The organism is Microbacterium yannicii, from assembly GCF_024055635.1.
Taxonomy (GTDB): Bacteria; Actinomycetota; Actinomycetes; order Actinomycetales; family Microbacteriaceae; genus Microbacterium; species Microbacterium yannicii.
This window is the reverse complement of the sequence record NZ_JAMXMB010000010.1, coordinates 164,991-180,119: the sequence shown is the minus strand read 5'-3', so window position 1 is coordinate 180,119 and position 15,129 is coordinate 164,991. Positions and strand designations below refer to the sequence as shown.

Here is a 15,129-nt window from a genome sequence, read left to right as displayed (position 1 = left end):
TGGTGCGTCCGATCTTTGAGAACTCAACAGCGTGCACTTGTCAAATGCCAATTTTTGTATCCTCGCTGACCATTTGTTTGGTTGGTGGGGGTCCTTTTTGGATCAATTCATGGATGTCAGTTTGATATTCGTTTTTGGTCATGGTTGAACTCGCTGCTTTCGGCCCGTTTTCCCGGGTTGTTGGTGGTTTTCATTTTTTATGGAGAGTTTGATCCTGGCTCAGGATGAACGCTGGCGGCGTGCTTAACACATGCAAGTCGAACGGTGAAGCTCAGCTTGCTGGGTGGATCAGTGGCGAACGGGTGAGTAACACGTGAGCAACCTGCCCCTGACTCTGGGATAAGCGCTGGAAACGGCGTCTAATACTGGATACGAGACGTGATCGCATGGTCAACGTTTGGAAAGATTTTTTGGTTGGGGATGGGCTCGCGGCCTATCAGCTTGTTGGTGAGGTAATGGCTCACCAAGGCGTCGACGGGTAGCCGGCCTGAGAGGGTGACCGGCCACACTGGGACTGAGACACGGCCCAGACTCCTACGGGAGGCAGCAGTGGGGAATATTGCACAATGGGCGGAAGCCTGATGCAGCAACGCCGCGTGAGGGATGACGGCCTTCGGGTTGTAAACCTCTTTTAGCAAGGAAGAAGCGAAAGTGACGGTACTTGCAGAAAAAGCGCCGGCTAACTACGTGCCAGCAGCCGCGGTAATACGTAGGGCGCAAGCGTTATCCGGAATTATTGGGCGTAAAGAGCTCGTAGGCGGTTTGTCGCGTCTGCTGTGAAATCCCGAGGCTCAACCTCGGGTCTGCAGTGGGTACGGGCAGACTAGAGTGCGGTAGGGGAGATTGGAATTCCTGGTGTAGCGGTGGAATGCGCAGATATCAGGAGGAACACCGATGGCGAAGGCAGATCTCTGGGCCGTAACTGACGCTGAGGAGCGAAAGGGTGGGGAGCAAACAGGCTTAGATACCCTGGTAGTCCACCCCGTAAACGTTGGGAACTAGTTGTGGGGTCCTTTCCACGGATTCCGTGACGCAGCTAACGCATTAAGTTCCCCGCCTGGGGAGTACGGCCGCAAGGCTAAAACTCAAAGGAATTGACGGGGACCCGCACAAGCGGCGGAGCATGCGGATTAATTCGATGCAACGCGAAGAACCTTACCAAGGCTTGACATACACGAGAACACCCTAGAAATAGGGGACTCTTTGGACACTCGTGAACAGGTGGTGCATGGTTGTCGTCAGCTCGTGTCGTGAGATGTTGGGTTAAGTCCCGCAACGAGCGCAACCCTCGTTCTATGTTGCCAGCACGTAATGGTGGGAACTCATGGGATACTGCCGGGGTCAACTCGGAGGAAGGTGGGGATGACGTCAAATCATCATGCCCCTTATGTCTTGGGCTTCACGCATGCTACAATGGCCGGTACAAAGGGCTGCAATACCGTGAGGTGGAGCGAATCCCAAAAAGCCGGTCCCAGTTCGGATTGAGGTCTGCAACTCGACCTCATGAAGTCGGAGTCGCTAGTAATCGCAGATCAGCAACGCTGCGGTGAATACGTTCCCGGGTCTTGTACACACCGCCCGTCAAGTCATGAAAGTCGGTAACACCTGAAGCCGGTGGCCCAACCCTTTGTGGAGGGAGCCGTCGAAGGTGGGATCGGTAATTAGGACTAAGTCGTAACAAGGTAGCCGTACCGGAAGGTGCGGCTGGATCACCTCCTTTCTAAGGAGCACTTGGACCTCTTCGGGGGTTCCAGGACTCAGTACCACACCGTTCGTGTGTGGCTGGGGCTCAAGGGTGGAACATTTGACATGGCGTCAGCGCAGCTGGGGTCTACTAGTACGCCGCACTCTTCGGGGTGTGGTTGGAGGGTGGGTTCTGGTGAGCGGGGCGTCGGCACGCTGTTGGGTCCTGAGGGACCGGACGCTGCGCTTGCCGCCCTTTTGGGGTGGTGGGTGTGGGGGTCACTCCTCATGGGCCTTCTGATTCTGCACCTTTGTGGTGGTGGGGTTGGGGGGTACCGCCCGTACTTTGAGAACTACACAGTGGACGCGAGCATCTTCAAGATGATCCTTCGGGATTGTTCTTGTTATAGATGATCTTAAAGATCATTAGTCAATTTCAGCCCGGACCTTTTGGTTCGGGTTCGATTCTTGATGAAACTCATGTGATTTCAAGTCTTTAAGAGCAAACGGTGGATGCCTTGGCATCTGGAGCCGAAGAAGGACGTAGCAATCTGCGATAAGCCTCGGGGAACTGATAAGCAAGTTTTGATCCGAGGGTGTCCGAATGGGGAAACCCCGCCAGGGCGCGTGCGTGCCTGGTGACTCCCGCCTGAATATATAGGGCGGGTAGAGGGAACGTGGGGAAGTGAAACATCTCAGTACCCACAGGAAGAGAAAACAACAGTGATTCCGTGAGTAGTGGCGAGCGAAATCGGATCAGGCTAAACCTCATGTGTGTGAGAGCCGGCAGGCGTTGCATGTGGGGGGTTGCGGGACTTTCCGGACCATTCTGCCGAGTGGTCGACGTGACAGAAGCGTATAGACGAACCGTCTTGAAAGGCGGGCCAGAGTGGGTGCCAGCCCCGTAGTCGAAATGCGTGTTCTGACGTGGAGAGTATCCCAAGTATCACGGGGCCCGAGAAATCCCGTGTGAATCTGTCAGGACCACCTGATAAGCCTAAATACTCCCAGATGACCGATAGCGGACAAGTACCGTGAGGGAAAGGTGAAAAGTACCCCGGGAGGGGAGTGAAATAGTACCTGAAACCGTTTGCTTACAAACCGTTGGAGCCTCCTTAGTAGGGGTGACAGCGTGCCTTTTGAAGAATGAGCCTGCGAGTTAGCGATATGTGGCGAGGTTAACCCGGGTGGGGTAGCCGTAGCGAAAGCGAGTCTGAATAGGGCGATTCAGTCGCATGTCCTAGACCCGAAGCGAAGTGATCTATCCATGGCCAGGCTGAAGCGACGGTAAGACGTCGTGGAGGGCCGAACCCACTTAGGTTGAAAACTGAGGGGATGAGCTGTGGATAGGGGTGAAAGGCCAATCAAACTTCGTGATAGCTGGTTCTCTCCGAAATGCATTTAGGTGCAGCGTTGCGTGTTTCTTGCCGGAGGTAGAGCTACTGGATGGCCGATGGGCCCTACAAGGTTACTGACGTCAGCCAAACTCCGAATGCCGGTAAGTGAGAGCGCAGCAGTGAGACTGTGGGGGATAAGCTTCATAGTCGAGAGGGAAACAACCCAGACCACCATCTAAGGTCCCTAAGCGCGTGCTAAGTGGGAAAGGATGTGGAGTTGCTTAGACAACCAGGAGGTTGGCTTAGAAGCAGCCACCCTTGAAAGAGTGCGTAATAGCTCACTGGTCAAGTGATTCCGCGCCGACAATGTAACGGGGCTCAAGCACGCCACCGAAGTTGTGGCATTGACATTATTGGTAGGCCTTCGTGGTCCAGCCGTGTTGATGGGTAGGAGAGCGTCGTGTGGCGAGTGAAGCGGCGGGGTGACCCAGCCGTGGACGCCACACGAGTGAGAATGCAGGCATGAGTAGCGAAAGACGTGTGAGAAACACGTCCTCCGAAAGACCAAGGGTTCCAGGGTCAAGCTAATCTTCCCTGGGTAAGTCGGGACCTAAGGCGAGGCCGACAGGCGTAGTCGATGGACAACGGGTTGATATTCCCGTACCGGCGAAGAACCGCCCAAACTAATCCAGTAGTGCTAAGTGTCTGAATCCCATTGACGGATCCCTTCGGGGTGATGCTGTGGGCCTAGCGCACGACCCCATTCTGGTGCGGTTAGCGTATTAACAGGTGTGACGCAGGAAGGTAGCCCATCCCGGGCGATGGTTGTCCCGGGGCAAGTGCGTAGGCCGAGTCATAGGCAAATCCGTGACTCATACAGGCTGAGACACGATGCGGATGAAAAGTGGGTGATCCTATGCTGCCAAGAAAAGCATCGACGCGAGGTTCTAGCCGCCCGTACCCCAAACCGACTCAGGTGGTCAGGTAGAGAATACCAAGGAGATCGAGAGAATCGTGGTTAAGGAACTCGGCAAAATGCCCCCGTAACTTCGGGAGAAGGGGGGCCATCCACTTATATGAGCTTGCCTCAAAAAGGGTGTGGTGGCCGCAGAGACTAGTGGGTAGCGACTGTTTACTAAAAACACAGGTCCGTGCCAAGTCGCAAGACGATGTATACGGACTGACGCCTGCCCGGTGCTGGAAGGTTAAGAGGACCGGTTAGCCGCAAGGCGAAGCTGAGAATTTAAGCCCCAGTAAACGGCGGTGGTAACTATAACCATCCTAAGGTAGCGAAATTCCTTGTCGGGTAAGTTCCGACCTGCACGAATGGCGTAACGACTTCCCAACTGTCTCAACCGCGAACTCGGCGAAATTGCATTACGAGTAAAGATGCTCGTTACGCGCAGCAGGACGGAAAGACCCCGTGACCTTTACTACAGCTTGGTATTGGTGTTCGGTGTGGCTTGTGTAGGATAGGTGGGAGACTGTGAAGCGGATACGCCAGTATTCGTGGAGTCATTGTTGAAATACCACTCTGGTCACTCTGGATATCTAACTTCGAACCGTAATCCGGTTCAGGGACAGTGCCTGGTGGGTAGTTTAACTGGGGCGGTTGCCTCCCAAAAAGTAACGGAGGCGCCCAAAGGTTCCCTCAACCTGGTTGGTAATCAGGTGGCGAGTGTAAGTGCACAAGGGAGCTTGACTGTGAGACTGACAGGTCGAGCAGGGACGAAAGTCGGGACTAGTGATCCGGCAGTGGCTTGTGGAAGCGCTGTCGCTCAACGGATAAAAGGTACCTCGGGGATAACAGGCTGATCTTGCCCAAGAGTCCATATCGACGGCATGGTTTGGCACCTCGATGTCGGCTCGTCGCATCCTGGGGCTGGAGTAGGTCCCAAGGGTTGGGCTGTTCGCCCATTAAAGCGGTACGCGAGCTGGGTTTAGAACGTCGTGAGACAGTTCGGTCCCTATCCGCTGCGCGCGTAGGAAGTTTGAGAGGATCTGACCCTAGTACGAGAGGACCGGGTTGGACGAACCTCTGGTGTGCCAGTTGTACTGCCAAGTGCACCGCTGGTTAGCTACGTTCGGGATGGATAACCGCTGAAAGCATCTAAGCGGGAAGCCGGCCTCAAGATGAGACTTCCATACCTTCGGGTGAGAGGCTCCCAGCCAGACTACTGGGTTGATAGGCCAGATGTGGAAGCGCAGCAATGCGTGCAGCTGACTGGTACTAATAAGCCGATGACTTGATAACACACCGTTTCTGGTGCTTGCGTCCACTGAGTGGTTCCCGATGTACGGTCGGGAACACAACAGAACATTGTTTTTCACGTTGTGAAGACTGAAACATCGAAAGAGTTTCGGCGGCCATAGCGAGAGGGAAACGCCCGGTCACATTCCGAACCCGGAAGCTAAGCCTCTCAGCGCCGATGGTACTGCAGGGGGGACCCTGTGGGAGAGTAGGACACCGCCGGACACCCATTCACGTAATGGCCACCCCCCAAGGGTGGCCATTACGCGTTAACGGCATCATTCGCGTCGGTAGACTCGGGGGATGCCGCTCGATCTGTCGCTGTCCTCTGCTGAACTCACTCGCATCATCTGTGACATTCCGAGCGTGTCAGGCGATGAGAAGCTGTTGGCCGACATGATCTTCGACGAGATCGCCACCCTCGATCACCTCGAGGTGTACCGCGACGGCGACACGATCGTCGCTCGCACGAATCTCGGCCGGGCGCAACGCGTGGTGATCGCCGGTCATATCGACACCGTGCCGATCAATGCCAACGTCCCCACGAGGGAGATCGAGCTCGACGGGGAGCCCTTCATCTGGGGGCGGGGCACCGTCGATATGAAGGCCGGCGTCGCCGTGCAGCTCAAGCTCGCCGCCGAGCTGGTGGCTCCCCGTGTCGACATCACGTGGATGTGGTACGACCACGAGGAGGTCGACGCCGACCTCAACGGTCTCACCCGGCTGGCGCGCACCCGCGCCGATCTGTTCGCCGGCGATTTCGCGATCCTGGGTGAGCCGTCCAACGGGGAGGTCGAGGGCGGATGCAACGGCAACCTGCGCGCGATCGTCCGCACTCACGGCGTGCGTGCCCACAGCGCGCGCGCCTGGATCGGCGACAACGCCATCCACAAGGCTGCACCGATCCTCGGGCGGCTCGCGGAGTACGAGCCGAGGGATGTCGCGGTCGAGGGACTCGTGTACCGCGAGGGGCTCAATGCGGTCCGCATCAGCGGTGGCGTGGCCGGCAACGTGATCCCCGACCTCTGCGAGGTCGAGGTCAACTATCGCTTCGCGCCCAGCAGGGACGTCGAGGAGGCGGCGGACCACGTCCGCGGCGTGTTCTCGGGTTTCGAGGTCGACATCGTCGACGCCGCCGTCGGTGCGCGCCCAGGCCTCGACGCCCCGCTGGCGCAGGAGTTCCTCGCCGCCGTGGGCGCCGAGCCCCGTCCCAAGTACGGGTGGACCGACGTGGCGCGTTTCAGCGCGTTGGGCGTGCCCGCCGTGAACTACGGTCCGGGCGACCCGCACCTCGCGCACCACGACGAGGAGCGGGTGCCGGTGGGGCAGATCGAAGCGGTCGAGCGGGGCCTGCGCGCGTGGCTGGCGACCAACTGACGGCGGAGCCCCTCGCTCGGCCGTCGCGGGGTCGCGTCGCCCTCCGGGTCCTCGCGATCTACCTGGCCGCGCGGCTGGTGACCACCCTCTTCCTCTTCGTGGCCGCCGAGCTCTCTGGCTTCCAGAGCAGGATGGGAGCGGATGCCGACCTCGGCGACACCGTCGTCGCCTGGGATGGCGCGTGGTACTGGCTGGTGGCGTTCTCGGGGTATCCGAACCCGTTGCCCCTGACCGACGCCGGTCAGGTCGCCGAGAACGCGTGGGCGTTCCTTCCGCTGTACCCGTATCTGTCTCAGGCGGTCGCTCTGCCGTTCGGCGGACAGTGGGGGACGGGCGCGCTGATCGTGTCGCTCGTGGCCGGGTACGGGGCATCCGTCGCTCTGTATGGGCTGCTGCGGCTGCGCCTCGACCAGTCGGCGACGCTGTGGGCGGTGGCGTTCTTCGCCAGCGGTCCGCTCGCCGCTCTCTTCCAGGTCGGGTACGCGGAGGCGCTCAACCTGTTCTGGCTCTTCTGCGCGCTGTGGTGCGTGGCGCGGCGACGCTACGGATGGCTGTACGTCCTCATCCCGCTGATGGCGTTCACGCGCCCCGGCGTGCTGGCCTTCGCGCTGTTCCTGGGCCTCTTCGGCGTGTGGAGGTGGGTGCGGAGAGCGCGGGAGCCGCTGCGCGCCCCGGAGGTCGTGCATATCGTCGCACTCGGCCTGCTGTCGGTCGTCGCCGGGTTCGCGTGGCAGCTCATCGCGGGCTGGGTGACCGGCGAGCCCGGCGCCTACCTCTCCACGGAGCTCGCCTGGCGCCGGAACTGGGTGGCCGGCGACCCCTCGTTCGCGCCCTTCGAGCCGTTCCTCGCCGGGATCTCGTTCTGGTTCGAGACGATGTGGCATCTGCCGCTCGCCCTGGGCTACGTCCTCGTCGGCGCCGGCGTCCTGGTGATCGGGGCGGCCCTCGCCTTTCTGCCCCAGGTGCGCCGCCTCGGCGTCGAGATCCGGCTGTGGAGCGCGAGCTACCTGGTCTACCTCCTGCTGGTGTTCTTCCCTCAGTCGAGCATCTTCCGGCTGCTCGTCCCGCTCTCGCCGCTGTGGGGTGCTTTCGCCGTCCCGCGCTCGCGCGTATGGCGGGTGGGCGTGCTTGTCGCGTGCCTGATCGGCCAATGGTGGTGGATCTACAACATGTACGCCCTGGGCAGCAGTTCCTGGCAGGTGCCGTGAGCGACACCAGGATGCCGCTTTCCCCAGGCGTACCCGGGGACGCTTGCCCTCACGATAAACTCGAACTGCAGACCATCGATGAAAAGGAGCCGCAATGGCAGCCATGAAGCCGAGAACCGGAGACGGGCCGATGGAGGCCGTGAAGGAGGGTCGACTCATCATCGTGCGCGTGCCGCTCGAGGGAGGCGGTCGCCTGGTCGTCTCGGTGAACGACGCTGAGGCCAAGGAGCTCTACGACGTCCTGAGCGGCGTCGTCAACGCCGCGTAGACGCACGTTGCGCGAATGGCCGGTCCGAGGGGACCGGCCATTCGCGCAGTTGCGCAGGGTGTCAGGAGACGGCCACCGTGGTGAGCTGCAGCAGTCCCTCACCGGTGATCGACAGTGCGCCGATGACGGCGGGAGAAGCCTGCGTCTCCTGGATGAGCGAGCGGTATGCGGTGGTCACCGGGTCGCGGCGGACCGGATCGGCGACGCCGCCGCCGGCGAGCACGCGCGGGACCAGGACAGTGCCGCCCGCACGCACCAGGCGCAGTCCGTGCTCGACGTACTCGATGACACCGTCGGGGTCTGCGTCGACGAGCACGATGTCGTAGGAGGCCTCGTTCATCCGGGGGAGCACCTCCGCAGCGCGCCCCGTGATGAAGCGGGCACGGGCCGGCGGGATGCGAGCCTCGCCGAACGCCTGGCGCGCGGCTCCGAGGTGCTCGGGCTCTTTGTCGATCGTGGTGAGGGTCGCCCGTGGCGAACCGTGCAGCAGCCAGAGGCCGGAAACGCCGGCGCCCGTCCCTATCTCGACGATGTTGAGTGCCTGGGACGCGGCCGCGATCACCGCGCACTGGGCCCCGATGGCCGGGCTGATCGGTGCGGCGCCGAGCTCGAGAGCGTGCGCACGTGCACGCGCGATGTGCTCCGGTTCGCTCGTCGCCTCGTCCACGAACCGCTGGTTCGCGCTCTGCTCGCCCATCGGCACCTCCGCTCGCCAGCCTACGCGGCAGTAGGGCGCTGGCCGCACAGGCACGACGGTAATCTGAAGGCATGATCTTCGGCCTCACGATCGAGAAGCTCCTGCTGATCGGTCTCGTCGCGGCACTCATCCTCGGACCCGAGCGTCTGCCGCGGTATGCGGAGTCCCTCGCGGGACTGACCAAGCGGGCGCGGGAATGGGTGACGACGGCGCGCACCCGGGTGCGGGACGAGATGGGCGAGGACTTCGACGACGTGGACTGGCGCACCCTCGATCCGCGGCAGTACGACCCCCGACGCATCATCCGCGAGGCGCTGCTGGACGATGCGCCTGTGGCGGGGATCGGTTCGACGGCGAAGACAGCCGCATCGGCAGCTGTCGCGCCAACCGTTCCGACCGCGCCGGTGTCGTCGCCCTTCCGTGGTCCGGCGGACGGCCCGACGCCCTATGACTCCGAGGCGACCTGACGCCTGCGCATCGTCACCGCGGACGGGTCGTCAGCGCGGACGGAACGGGAGCGCGCGACCCGACAGCCCGCGCGGGGTCTGCGCCAGCTGTGCGGCGATGCCCGCGATGACCCGGGCCGCCGGGTCTTCGGGGTGGGCGATGACTGCCGGGATGCCGGCATCCGCGTCCGTCCTCAGCGTCGGGCTCAGTGGGACGGAGCCCAGCAGCGGCACCTCGGCATCTTCGTGCGTCAGCGCCGCGGCGACGGCGGCGCCCCCGCCGGTGCCGAACAGGTCGAAGACCGTCCCGTCGGGCAGCGTCAGGGCCGACATGTTCTCGATGACACCGATGACCCGCTGGCCGGTCTGACGAGCCACCAGCCCGCTGCGCACCGCGACATCGGATGCGGCCGTCTGCGGGGTTGTCACCACCAGGACCTCGGCGTTCGGCAGCAGCTGGCCGACCGAGATCGCGATGTCGCCGGTGCCCGGCGGCATGTCCAGGAGCAGCACGTCCAGGTCGCCGAAGTACACGTCGGTGAGGAATTGCAGCACGGTGCGATGCAGCATCGGCCCGCGCCACGCGACGGCGCCGACCGCTTCGTCGCCGTCCCGGCGGCGCAGGAACATCCCGATCGAGATGACCTTCACGCCGTGCGCGACGGGCGGCAGCATCAGGTCGTCCACGCGGGTGGGCTGCGGCACCGAGCCGTGCGCGTCGACCAGGCCGAGCTGACCGGGGATAGAGAAGCCGTGGACGTCGGCATCGACGAGGCCCACGGCGAGCCCCCGTGCGGCGAGTGCCGCGGCGAGGTTGGCGGTCACTGTCGACTTGCCCACGCCGCCCTTGCCGCTCGAGACGGCGATCACGCGCGTGAGCGTGCCCGGACCGAAGGGCATCTCCCGCGCGCGGCCACCACGGAGGCGTTCGGTGAGGGCATGGCGCTCGGCCGGCGTCATCACGCCCACCTCGAGCGCGACGTCCGTGATTCCAGGAACGGATGCCGCGGCCCTGCGCACGTCCGACGCGATCCGGTCGGCTGCCGGGCAGCCCACGATTGTCAGGGCGATCGCGACGTGCGCGACCCCGTCGTCGACCGAGATGTCGCGCACCATGTCGAGCTCGCCGATCGGGCGTCGCAGCTCCGGATCGGAGACAGCGCCGACGGCGGTGCGGACGGCGTCCGCGTCCGTGGGGACGCTCATCTCGTGGCGCCCTCGTCGGCCGCCTCGGGGCTGTTGTCGAGCTTCTCGAGCAGCGTGCGCAGTTCGGCCCGGAGCACCTCCCGCGTCACGACCTGGTCGGCGAAGTCGTTGACCGCCATGCGCAAGGCGACGACCTCGCGAGCGAGGTACTCGGTGTCGGCGAGATTGCGCTCGGCGCGCTGTCGATCCTGCTCGATCTGCACGCGGTCGCGGTCGTCCTGGCGGTTCTGCGCCAACAGGATGAGGGGAGCCGCATACGACGCCTGCAGCGACAGGATCAGCGTCAGCAGTGTGAAGTTCGTCGCCGATGGGTCGAACTGCAGCTGCGGCGGCATGAAGATGTTCCACGCCAGCCACACGGCGACGAAGATCGTCATGCCGATGAGGAAGCCCGAGGTGCCCATCGCGCGCGCGAAGGCCTCGGAGAAGCGCCCGAATCTGTCGCTCGACTGCTGCGGGGTGCGCTGCAGCATGCCGGAGCGGCCCCGGGGAGCGTCGAGTGAGGGCTGGCGACTGGCGCGTGCCATCAGCGCCTCCTGCCGCTGCTCTTGGGCGTGCCGAAGATCAGCGTGCCGGCCGTGTTCGTGGGCACGACTTCGGACGCAGGGCGCCGCTCATCATCCTCCGCATCGTGAGATCGCCAGTCCTCCGGCAGCAGGTAGTCCAGGACGTCGTCGACGCTGATCGCGCCGACGAGCCGATGGGCGGGGTCGACGACCGGAAGCGACACGAGGTTGTATGACGCGAGGAGGCGCGCCACCTCCGCTGCCGACGCGGTCGCCGGGACGGGATCGAGCGTGTCGTCGATGATGGCGCCCAGGCGCTCGTGCGGCGGGTAGCGCAGCATCCGCTGGAAGTGCACGGTGCCGAGCAGCCGGCCGGTCGGGGTCTCGTAGGGCGGCAGCGTCACGAAGACCGCCGCAGCGAGGGCGGGGTGCAGCTCGTGCCGGCGGATGAGGGCGAGTGCCTCGGCGATCGTCGCGTCGGCGGAGAGAACGATGGGCTCGCTGGTCATGAGGCCGCCGGCGGTGTCGGGACCGTACTTCAGCAGAGCTCGGACGTCCTCCGCCTCTTCGGGCTCCATGAGGTCCAGGAACTCCTCCCGCTGCTCCTCCGGGAGCTGACCGAGCAGGTCTGCCGCGTCGTCGGGCTCCATGGCATCGAGGATGTCGGCGGCGCGCTCGTCGTCGAGGGCCTCGAGGATGTGGACCTGATCGCCTTCGGGCATCTCTTCGAGGGCGTCGGCGAGACGGTCGTCGGGGAGCTCCTCGACGACCTCGAGGAGCCGATCCTCCGGCAGGTCGAGGAGTGTGTTGGCCAGATCTGCCGGACGCAGTTCGGAGTAGGTCGCGACGAGCTGCTCGGCCGACTGCGCCTCGCCCGGAACCTGGCTCTCGCGCACCGCGTCCCAGTTCGCGAACGTGGTCGGCCCCTTGGCGAACGGCGACGCGCTCGTCTTGGGCTTGCGCAGGAAGAGCTGTCCGACATCCCACTCGCCCAGGCGGTTGCGCTCGATGGCGACGTCCTCGATCACGGCTGTGCCGGAGCCATCCGCGAAGAACACCCTGCGGCCGAGCATCTCGGCCATGACGCGCACTTCGCCGCCGCGCTGCTGGAAGCGTCGGACGTTGATGAGACCGGTGGTGATGACCTGGCCGGTGGCGATGGAGGTGACGCGCCCGATGGACACGAAGACGTGGCGCCGGCCGGGGATCTCCACGACGAGCCCGATCACGCGCGGCGGGTCGTCTTTTCGGTAGATGACGACGACGTCGCGGACCTTGCCGAGACGGTCGCCGGCGGGGTCGAAGACCGAGCACCCGGAAAGGCGCGCGACGAAAACCCTCTGCGTGCTCACACGTCCCAGCGTAGTCCGCGTGCCATGGGAGGATGGAGAGATGACCATGATGGGAGGGCGCTCTCCGCAGGCGTCCGATGCGGTCGGTCAGACCGTTGCGAGCTTCCCGGCGTACGAGGCCGCGCAGAAGGCGGTGTCCTCGCTGATCGCGGCCGACATCCCGGCGCGCGACATCGCGATCGTTGGCCAGGGGCTGCGTTCGATCGAGCGCATCACGGGCCGCCTGGGCTACGCGTCGGCGGCACGCTCCGGTGCTGTCAACGGAATGCTGCTGGGGCTGCTCTTCTCGGCGATCCTGGTGATCGGATCCCCCTCGGTTCCGATCCAGGCGTTCGTCGGAGTGCTGTTCGTCGGCATCGCGATCGGCATGCTGATGAGCATCGTGGCGTACTCGTTCGTGCGTCGCCGCCGTGACTACGCGTCGGTCATGCAGGTCGTCGCCGATCATTACGAGGTCACCGTCACCGACAACAGCGTGCACCGGGCTCGGCAGGTGCTGGGTCCTCAGACCACGGTGGCTCCGGCCGCCGCGGCCGCCCCGGCGAGGCCGACCGCTCCCGCAGGCCCGACGGCACCGGCAGCGCCCGCGCCTGCCACCGCGACGGAGCCGCCGAAGTACGGCGAGCGAGTAGTCGCGGATGTGGATCAGTCGGCCCCGAATACTCCGGCGGAGGCTGCGTCTGCCGCAGCGGCCCCCGCCGCACCGGACGCGCGCGAGAACCCGGCCGATGGGGATCATCACGCCGAGTCTTCCGCCGCCACCGGCCACGATTCGCCGCACGACGCGGCCGCCGCCGACGATTCCGAGCACACCCGCGCCGGCGACGACGAGCGCGCATGAGCGGAGGCGGCGGTTCCTCGCGGATCACCGTCGCGCTCCCCAACGGAAGCGTCGAGATCTCAGCCGACCTGGTTGCGCCGGAGAAGCCCTGGGCGTTCGCCGCCCTCGCACACGGCGCAGGCGCCGGGTATCGGCATCCGTTCCTCACCGGCTTCGCGGACGCCCTCGCCCAAGAGGGCGTCGCGACGCTGCGCTTCAACTTCCCCTATGTCGAGGCAGGACGACGGATGCCGGGGCCAGCTGCTCACGCCGTCGCGACGTGGGGCGCCGTGCATGCCGCGCTGGCGGAGAGCGCGGACGGTGTCACGATCTTCGCGATGGGCAAGTCGTACGGCGGACGCATGGCGTCTATGGCTGCTGCGGAAGGCGTGATCGATCCATCGGGGCTGGTCTACCTCGGCTATCCGCTCCACCCGCCGGGGAGTCCTGACAAGGCCCGTACCGCACATCTGCCGGACGTGCCTCAGCCGCAGCTGTTCGTCGAAGGCACCAACGACCCGTTCATCGATCCCCACGACCAGCTGGAGGCGGCGGTCGCGTCGTGCCGCCATGCGGAGATCGCCTGGATCGACGGCGGCGGCCATTCGTTCGAGGTCAAGGGCCGCAAGCGCCCGCCGGCGCATGTCGCCGCCGAACTCGCGCCTCTCGCCGTCGCGTGGATGCGCCGCGTTCACTCCGGCGGCGGTCCCACGTAGCGACCGCGGGGCCGCAGGCGCATCGGACGCTCGTCGTACTCGTCGATCGCGTGGGTGATCCAGCCGGCGATGCGGCCGACCGCGAAGACGACGGCGCCGGCGTCATCGGGCATCCCGGCCCAGAGCGCGAGCGCGCCCAGGGCCAGATCGAGGTTCGGTCGTGCTTCGGCTCGGCGCGCCACTTCGTCGGCGACCGCATCCACCGCCGCCAGCACATCGTCGGTACCGGGTGTCTCCCGCAGCAGTTCGAGCAGGACGGCGGCCCGCATGTCGCCGCCGGCATACAGCGCCTGGCCGAACCCGGGGATGCCGCGCCCGCCGTCGCGCACCGCACGGGCGATCGCCGCGGGCGCCGCGTCGCCCTCCTGCACGGCCCGCAGCATGCGGAGGGCCGCGCGGCTCGCGGTGCCGTGCAGGGGCGCGTCGAACGCGCCGAGTGCTGCCGTGACGACGCCGTAACCGGATGCCCGCGCCGAGGCGGCGACCCGTGCGGCGAGCGTCGAGACGGCGAGGTCGTGGTCGATGACGAGGACGAGCGCGGCATCGAGCAGGCGCGGTCCGTGCGCATCCTCCGACGCGGTCAGCGCACGCCAGAGCGTGGGAGCGATCGCATCGGAACGGTGCTGCGGGCGCAGCGCGGCGGGAATGCCGGTGAGAAGTCGGGCCCCGATGCGGACCAGGTGCGACGGGTCGGGGTCGTCGCGCAGCGGGTCGGTGGCGCCCAGCGCCGCGACGGCGACCAGGACACGATCCAGGGACGAAGCGGTCTCACCGAGGGCGGCGATCGTGCGGCGCGCCGCAGCGACGTCGTCGGCCGACGGCCGTCGCAGCGACGGCACATCCCAGAGCCACGTCACGACCTCTTCGAACGACTGCTCGCGTGCGAGGCGTGCGGCCGACCGCTCCCGGTAGTGCAGTTCGTCATCGTCGACGTGGGCGAGGCGCGTGTCGAGCACCATGAGCGGGGTGCCCGGCGCCGCTGCGCCCGGCGTGGAGCCGGGCGACCGGCGGCGCCGCTGCGCGAATGCCTCCACCTCGAGCGGATCGAACGACGAGCCCGCGGCATCCCGCTCCCGCGAGAGCAGCCCGCGCGACACGTAGGCGTACAGCGACTCCGGCTTGACACCGAGTCGTGCGGCCGCCTCCGAGGCGGTGAGGCGGGGGAGATCGCTCATGATGTTGATCCGATCAAGATTGACGAAATGGGCATCAAGTTCCGACACTGACTGTAGCGGTGATCGTCCGCCCGACATCTTGACGGA

11 protein-coding genes and 3 rRNA genes are annotated in these 15,129 nt (G+C 64.8%); 9 read left to right on the top strand and 5 right to left on the bottom strand.

Annotation, left to right across the window (positions count from 1 at the left end; genetic code table 11):
- Positions 1 to 196 precede the first annotated feature (196 nt).
- The 6 genes from NCG93_RS05685 (at position 197) to NCG93_RS05660 (ending at position 8,124) form a co-directional block, all read left to right on the top strand.
- A 16S ribosomal RNA gene (locus NCG93_RS05685) occupies positions 197 to 1,720 on the top strand.
- Between the two features lie 449 nt (positions 1,721 to 2,169).
- Positions 2,170 to 5,274, top strand: a 23S ribosomal RNA gene (locus NCG93_RS05680).
- Between the two features lie 105 nt (positions 5,275 to 5,379).
- Positions 5,380 to 5,496 (top strand): 5S ribosomal RNA (gene rrf / locus NCG93_RS05675).
- Together the 16S, 23S and 5S rRNA genes form the textbook arrangement of a ribosomal RNA operon.
- 78 nt (positions 5,497 to 5,574) lie before the next feature.
- Positions 5,575 to 6,648, top strand: coding sequence for a succinyl-diaminopimelate desuccinylase (gene dapE / locus NCG93_RS05670; RefSeq protein WP_194415024.1), 1,074 nt, complete (start codon positions 5,575 to 5,577; stop codon positions 6,646 to 6,648).
- The gene (locus tag NCG93_RS05665) at positions 6,630 to 7,856 is read left to right on the top strand and encodes a hypothetical protein (protein ID WP_252787460.1); all 1,227 of its coding nucleotides are present in this window, start codon (positions 6,630 to 6,632) and stop codon (positions 7,854 to 7,856) included. The genes dapE and NCG93_RS05665 overlap by 19 nt, the downstream gene beginning before the upstream one ends.
- Before the next feature lie 94 nt (positions 7,857 to 7,950).
- Complete coding sequence (locus NCG93_RS05660) at positions 7,951 to 8,124, top strand: DUF3117 domain-containing protein (RefSeq protein ID WP_163620836.1); 174 nt, start codon at positions 7,951 to 7,953, stop codon at positions 8,122 to 8,124.
- A gap of 61 nt (positions 8,125 to 8,185) precedes the next feature.
- Here the strand turns inward: NCG93_RS05660 and NCG93_RS05655 are convergent, their stop codons facing one another.
- On the bottom strand, positions 8,186 to 8,821 hold the full coding sequence (locus NCG93_RS05655) for an O-methyltransferase (protein WP_194415025.1): 636 nt from the start codon (positions 8,819 to 8,821) through the stop codon (positions 8,186 to 8,188).
- Between the two features lie 71 nt (positions 8,822 to 8,892).
- Here NCG93_RS05655 and NCG93_RS05650 point away from each other — a divergent pair, with 71 nt between their 5' ends.
- Positions 8,893 to 9,288 (top strand): twin-arginine translocase TatA/TatE family subunit, encoded by a 396-nt coding sequence (locus tag NCG93_RS05650; RefSeq protein ID WP_194415026.1) that lies wholly within the window; start codon positions 8,893 to 8,895, stop codon positions 9,286 to 9,288.
- A 30-nt stretch (positions 9,289 to 9,318) separates the two neighbouring features.
- On the opposite strand, the gene NCG93_RS05645 is transcribed toward NCG93_RS05650, so the two are convergent.
- The 3 genes from NCG93_RS05645 to NCG93_RS05635 are packed head-to-tail and all read right to left on the bottom strand — an operon-like array spanning position 9,319 to position 12,331.
- The gene (locus tag NCG93_RS05645; RefSeq protein ID WP_194415027.1) at positions 9,319 to 10,473 is read right to left on the bottom strand and encodes a P-loop NTPase; all 1,155 of its coding nucleotides are present in this window, start codon (positions 10,471 to 10,473) and stop codon (positions 9,319 to 9,321) included.
- The gene (locus NCG93_RS05640; RefSeq protein WP_194415028.1) at positions 10,470 to 11,000 is read right to left on the bottom strand and encodes a DUF1003 domain-containing protein; all 531 of its coding nucleotides are present in this window, start codon (positions 10,998 to 11,000) and stop codon (positions 10,470 to 10,472) included. The genes NCG93_RS05645 and NCG93_RS05640 overlap by 4 nt, the downstream gene beginning before the upstream one ends.
- On the bottom strand, positions 11,000 to 12,331 hold the full coding sequence (locus tag NCG93_RS05635; protein ID WP_194415029.1) for a magnesium transporter: 1,332 nt from the start codon (positions 12,329 to 12,331) through the stop codon (positions 11,000 to 11,002). The genes NCG93_RS05640 and NCG93_RS05635 overlap by 1 nt, the downstream gene beginning before the upstream one ends.
- Positions 12,332 to 12,371: 40 nt before the next feature.
- Between NCG93_RS05635 and NCG93_RS05630 the strand changes: the two genes are divergently transcribed.
- Positions 12,372 to 13,172, top strand: a complete 801-nt coding sequence (locus tag NCG93_RS05630; protein ID WP_241742170.1) for a YflT domain-containing protein — start codon at positions 12,372 to 12,374, stop codon at positions 13,170 to 13,172.
- On the top strand, positions 13,169 to 13,867 hold the full coding sequence (locus NCG93_RS05625; protein WP_194415030.1) for an alpha/beta hydrolase family protein: 699 nt from the start codon (positions 13,169 to 13,171) through the stop codon (positions 13,865 to 13,867). Before NCG93_RS05630 ends, NCG93_RS05625 begins: the two co-directional genes overlap by 4 nt.
- On the opposite strand, the gene NCG93_RS05620 is transcribed toward NCG93_RS05625, so the two are convergent.
- Positions 13,843 to 15,042 carry a citrate synthase gene (locus tag NCG93_RS05620; protein WP_194415031.1) on the bottom strand — a complete coding sequence of 400 codons (1,200 nt, stop codon included), beginning with the start codon at positions 15,040 to 15,042 and terminating at the stop codon, positions 13,843 to 13,845. The two genes, NCG93_RS05625 and NCG93_RS05620, sit on opposite strands and share 25 nt — an antisense overlap.
- Between the last annotated feature and the right edge of the window lie 87 nt (positions 15,043 to 15,129).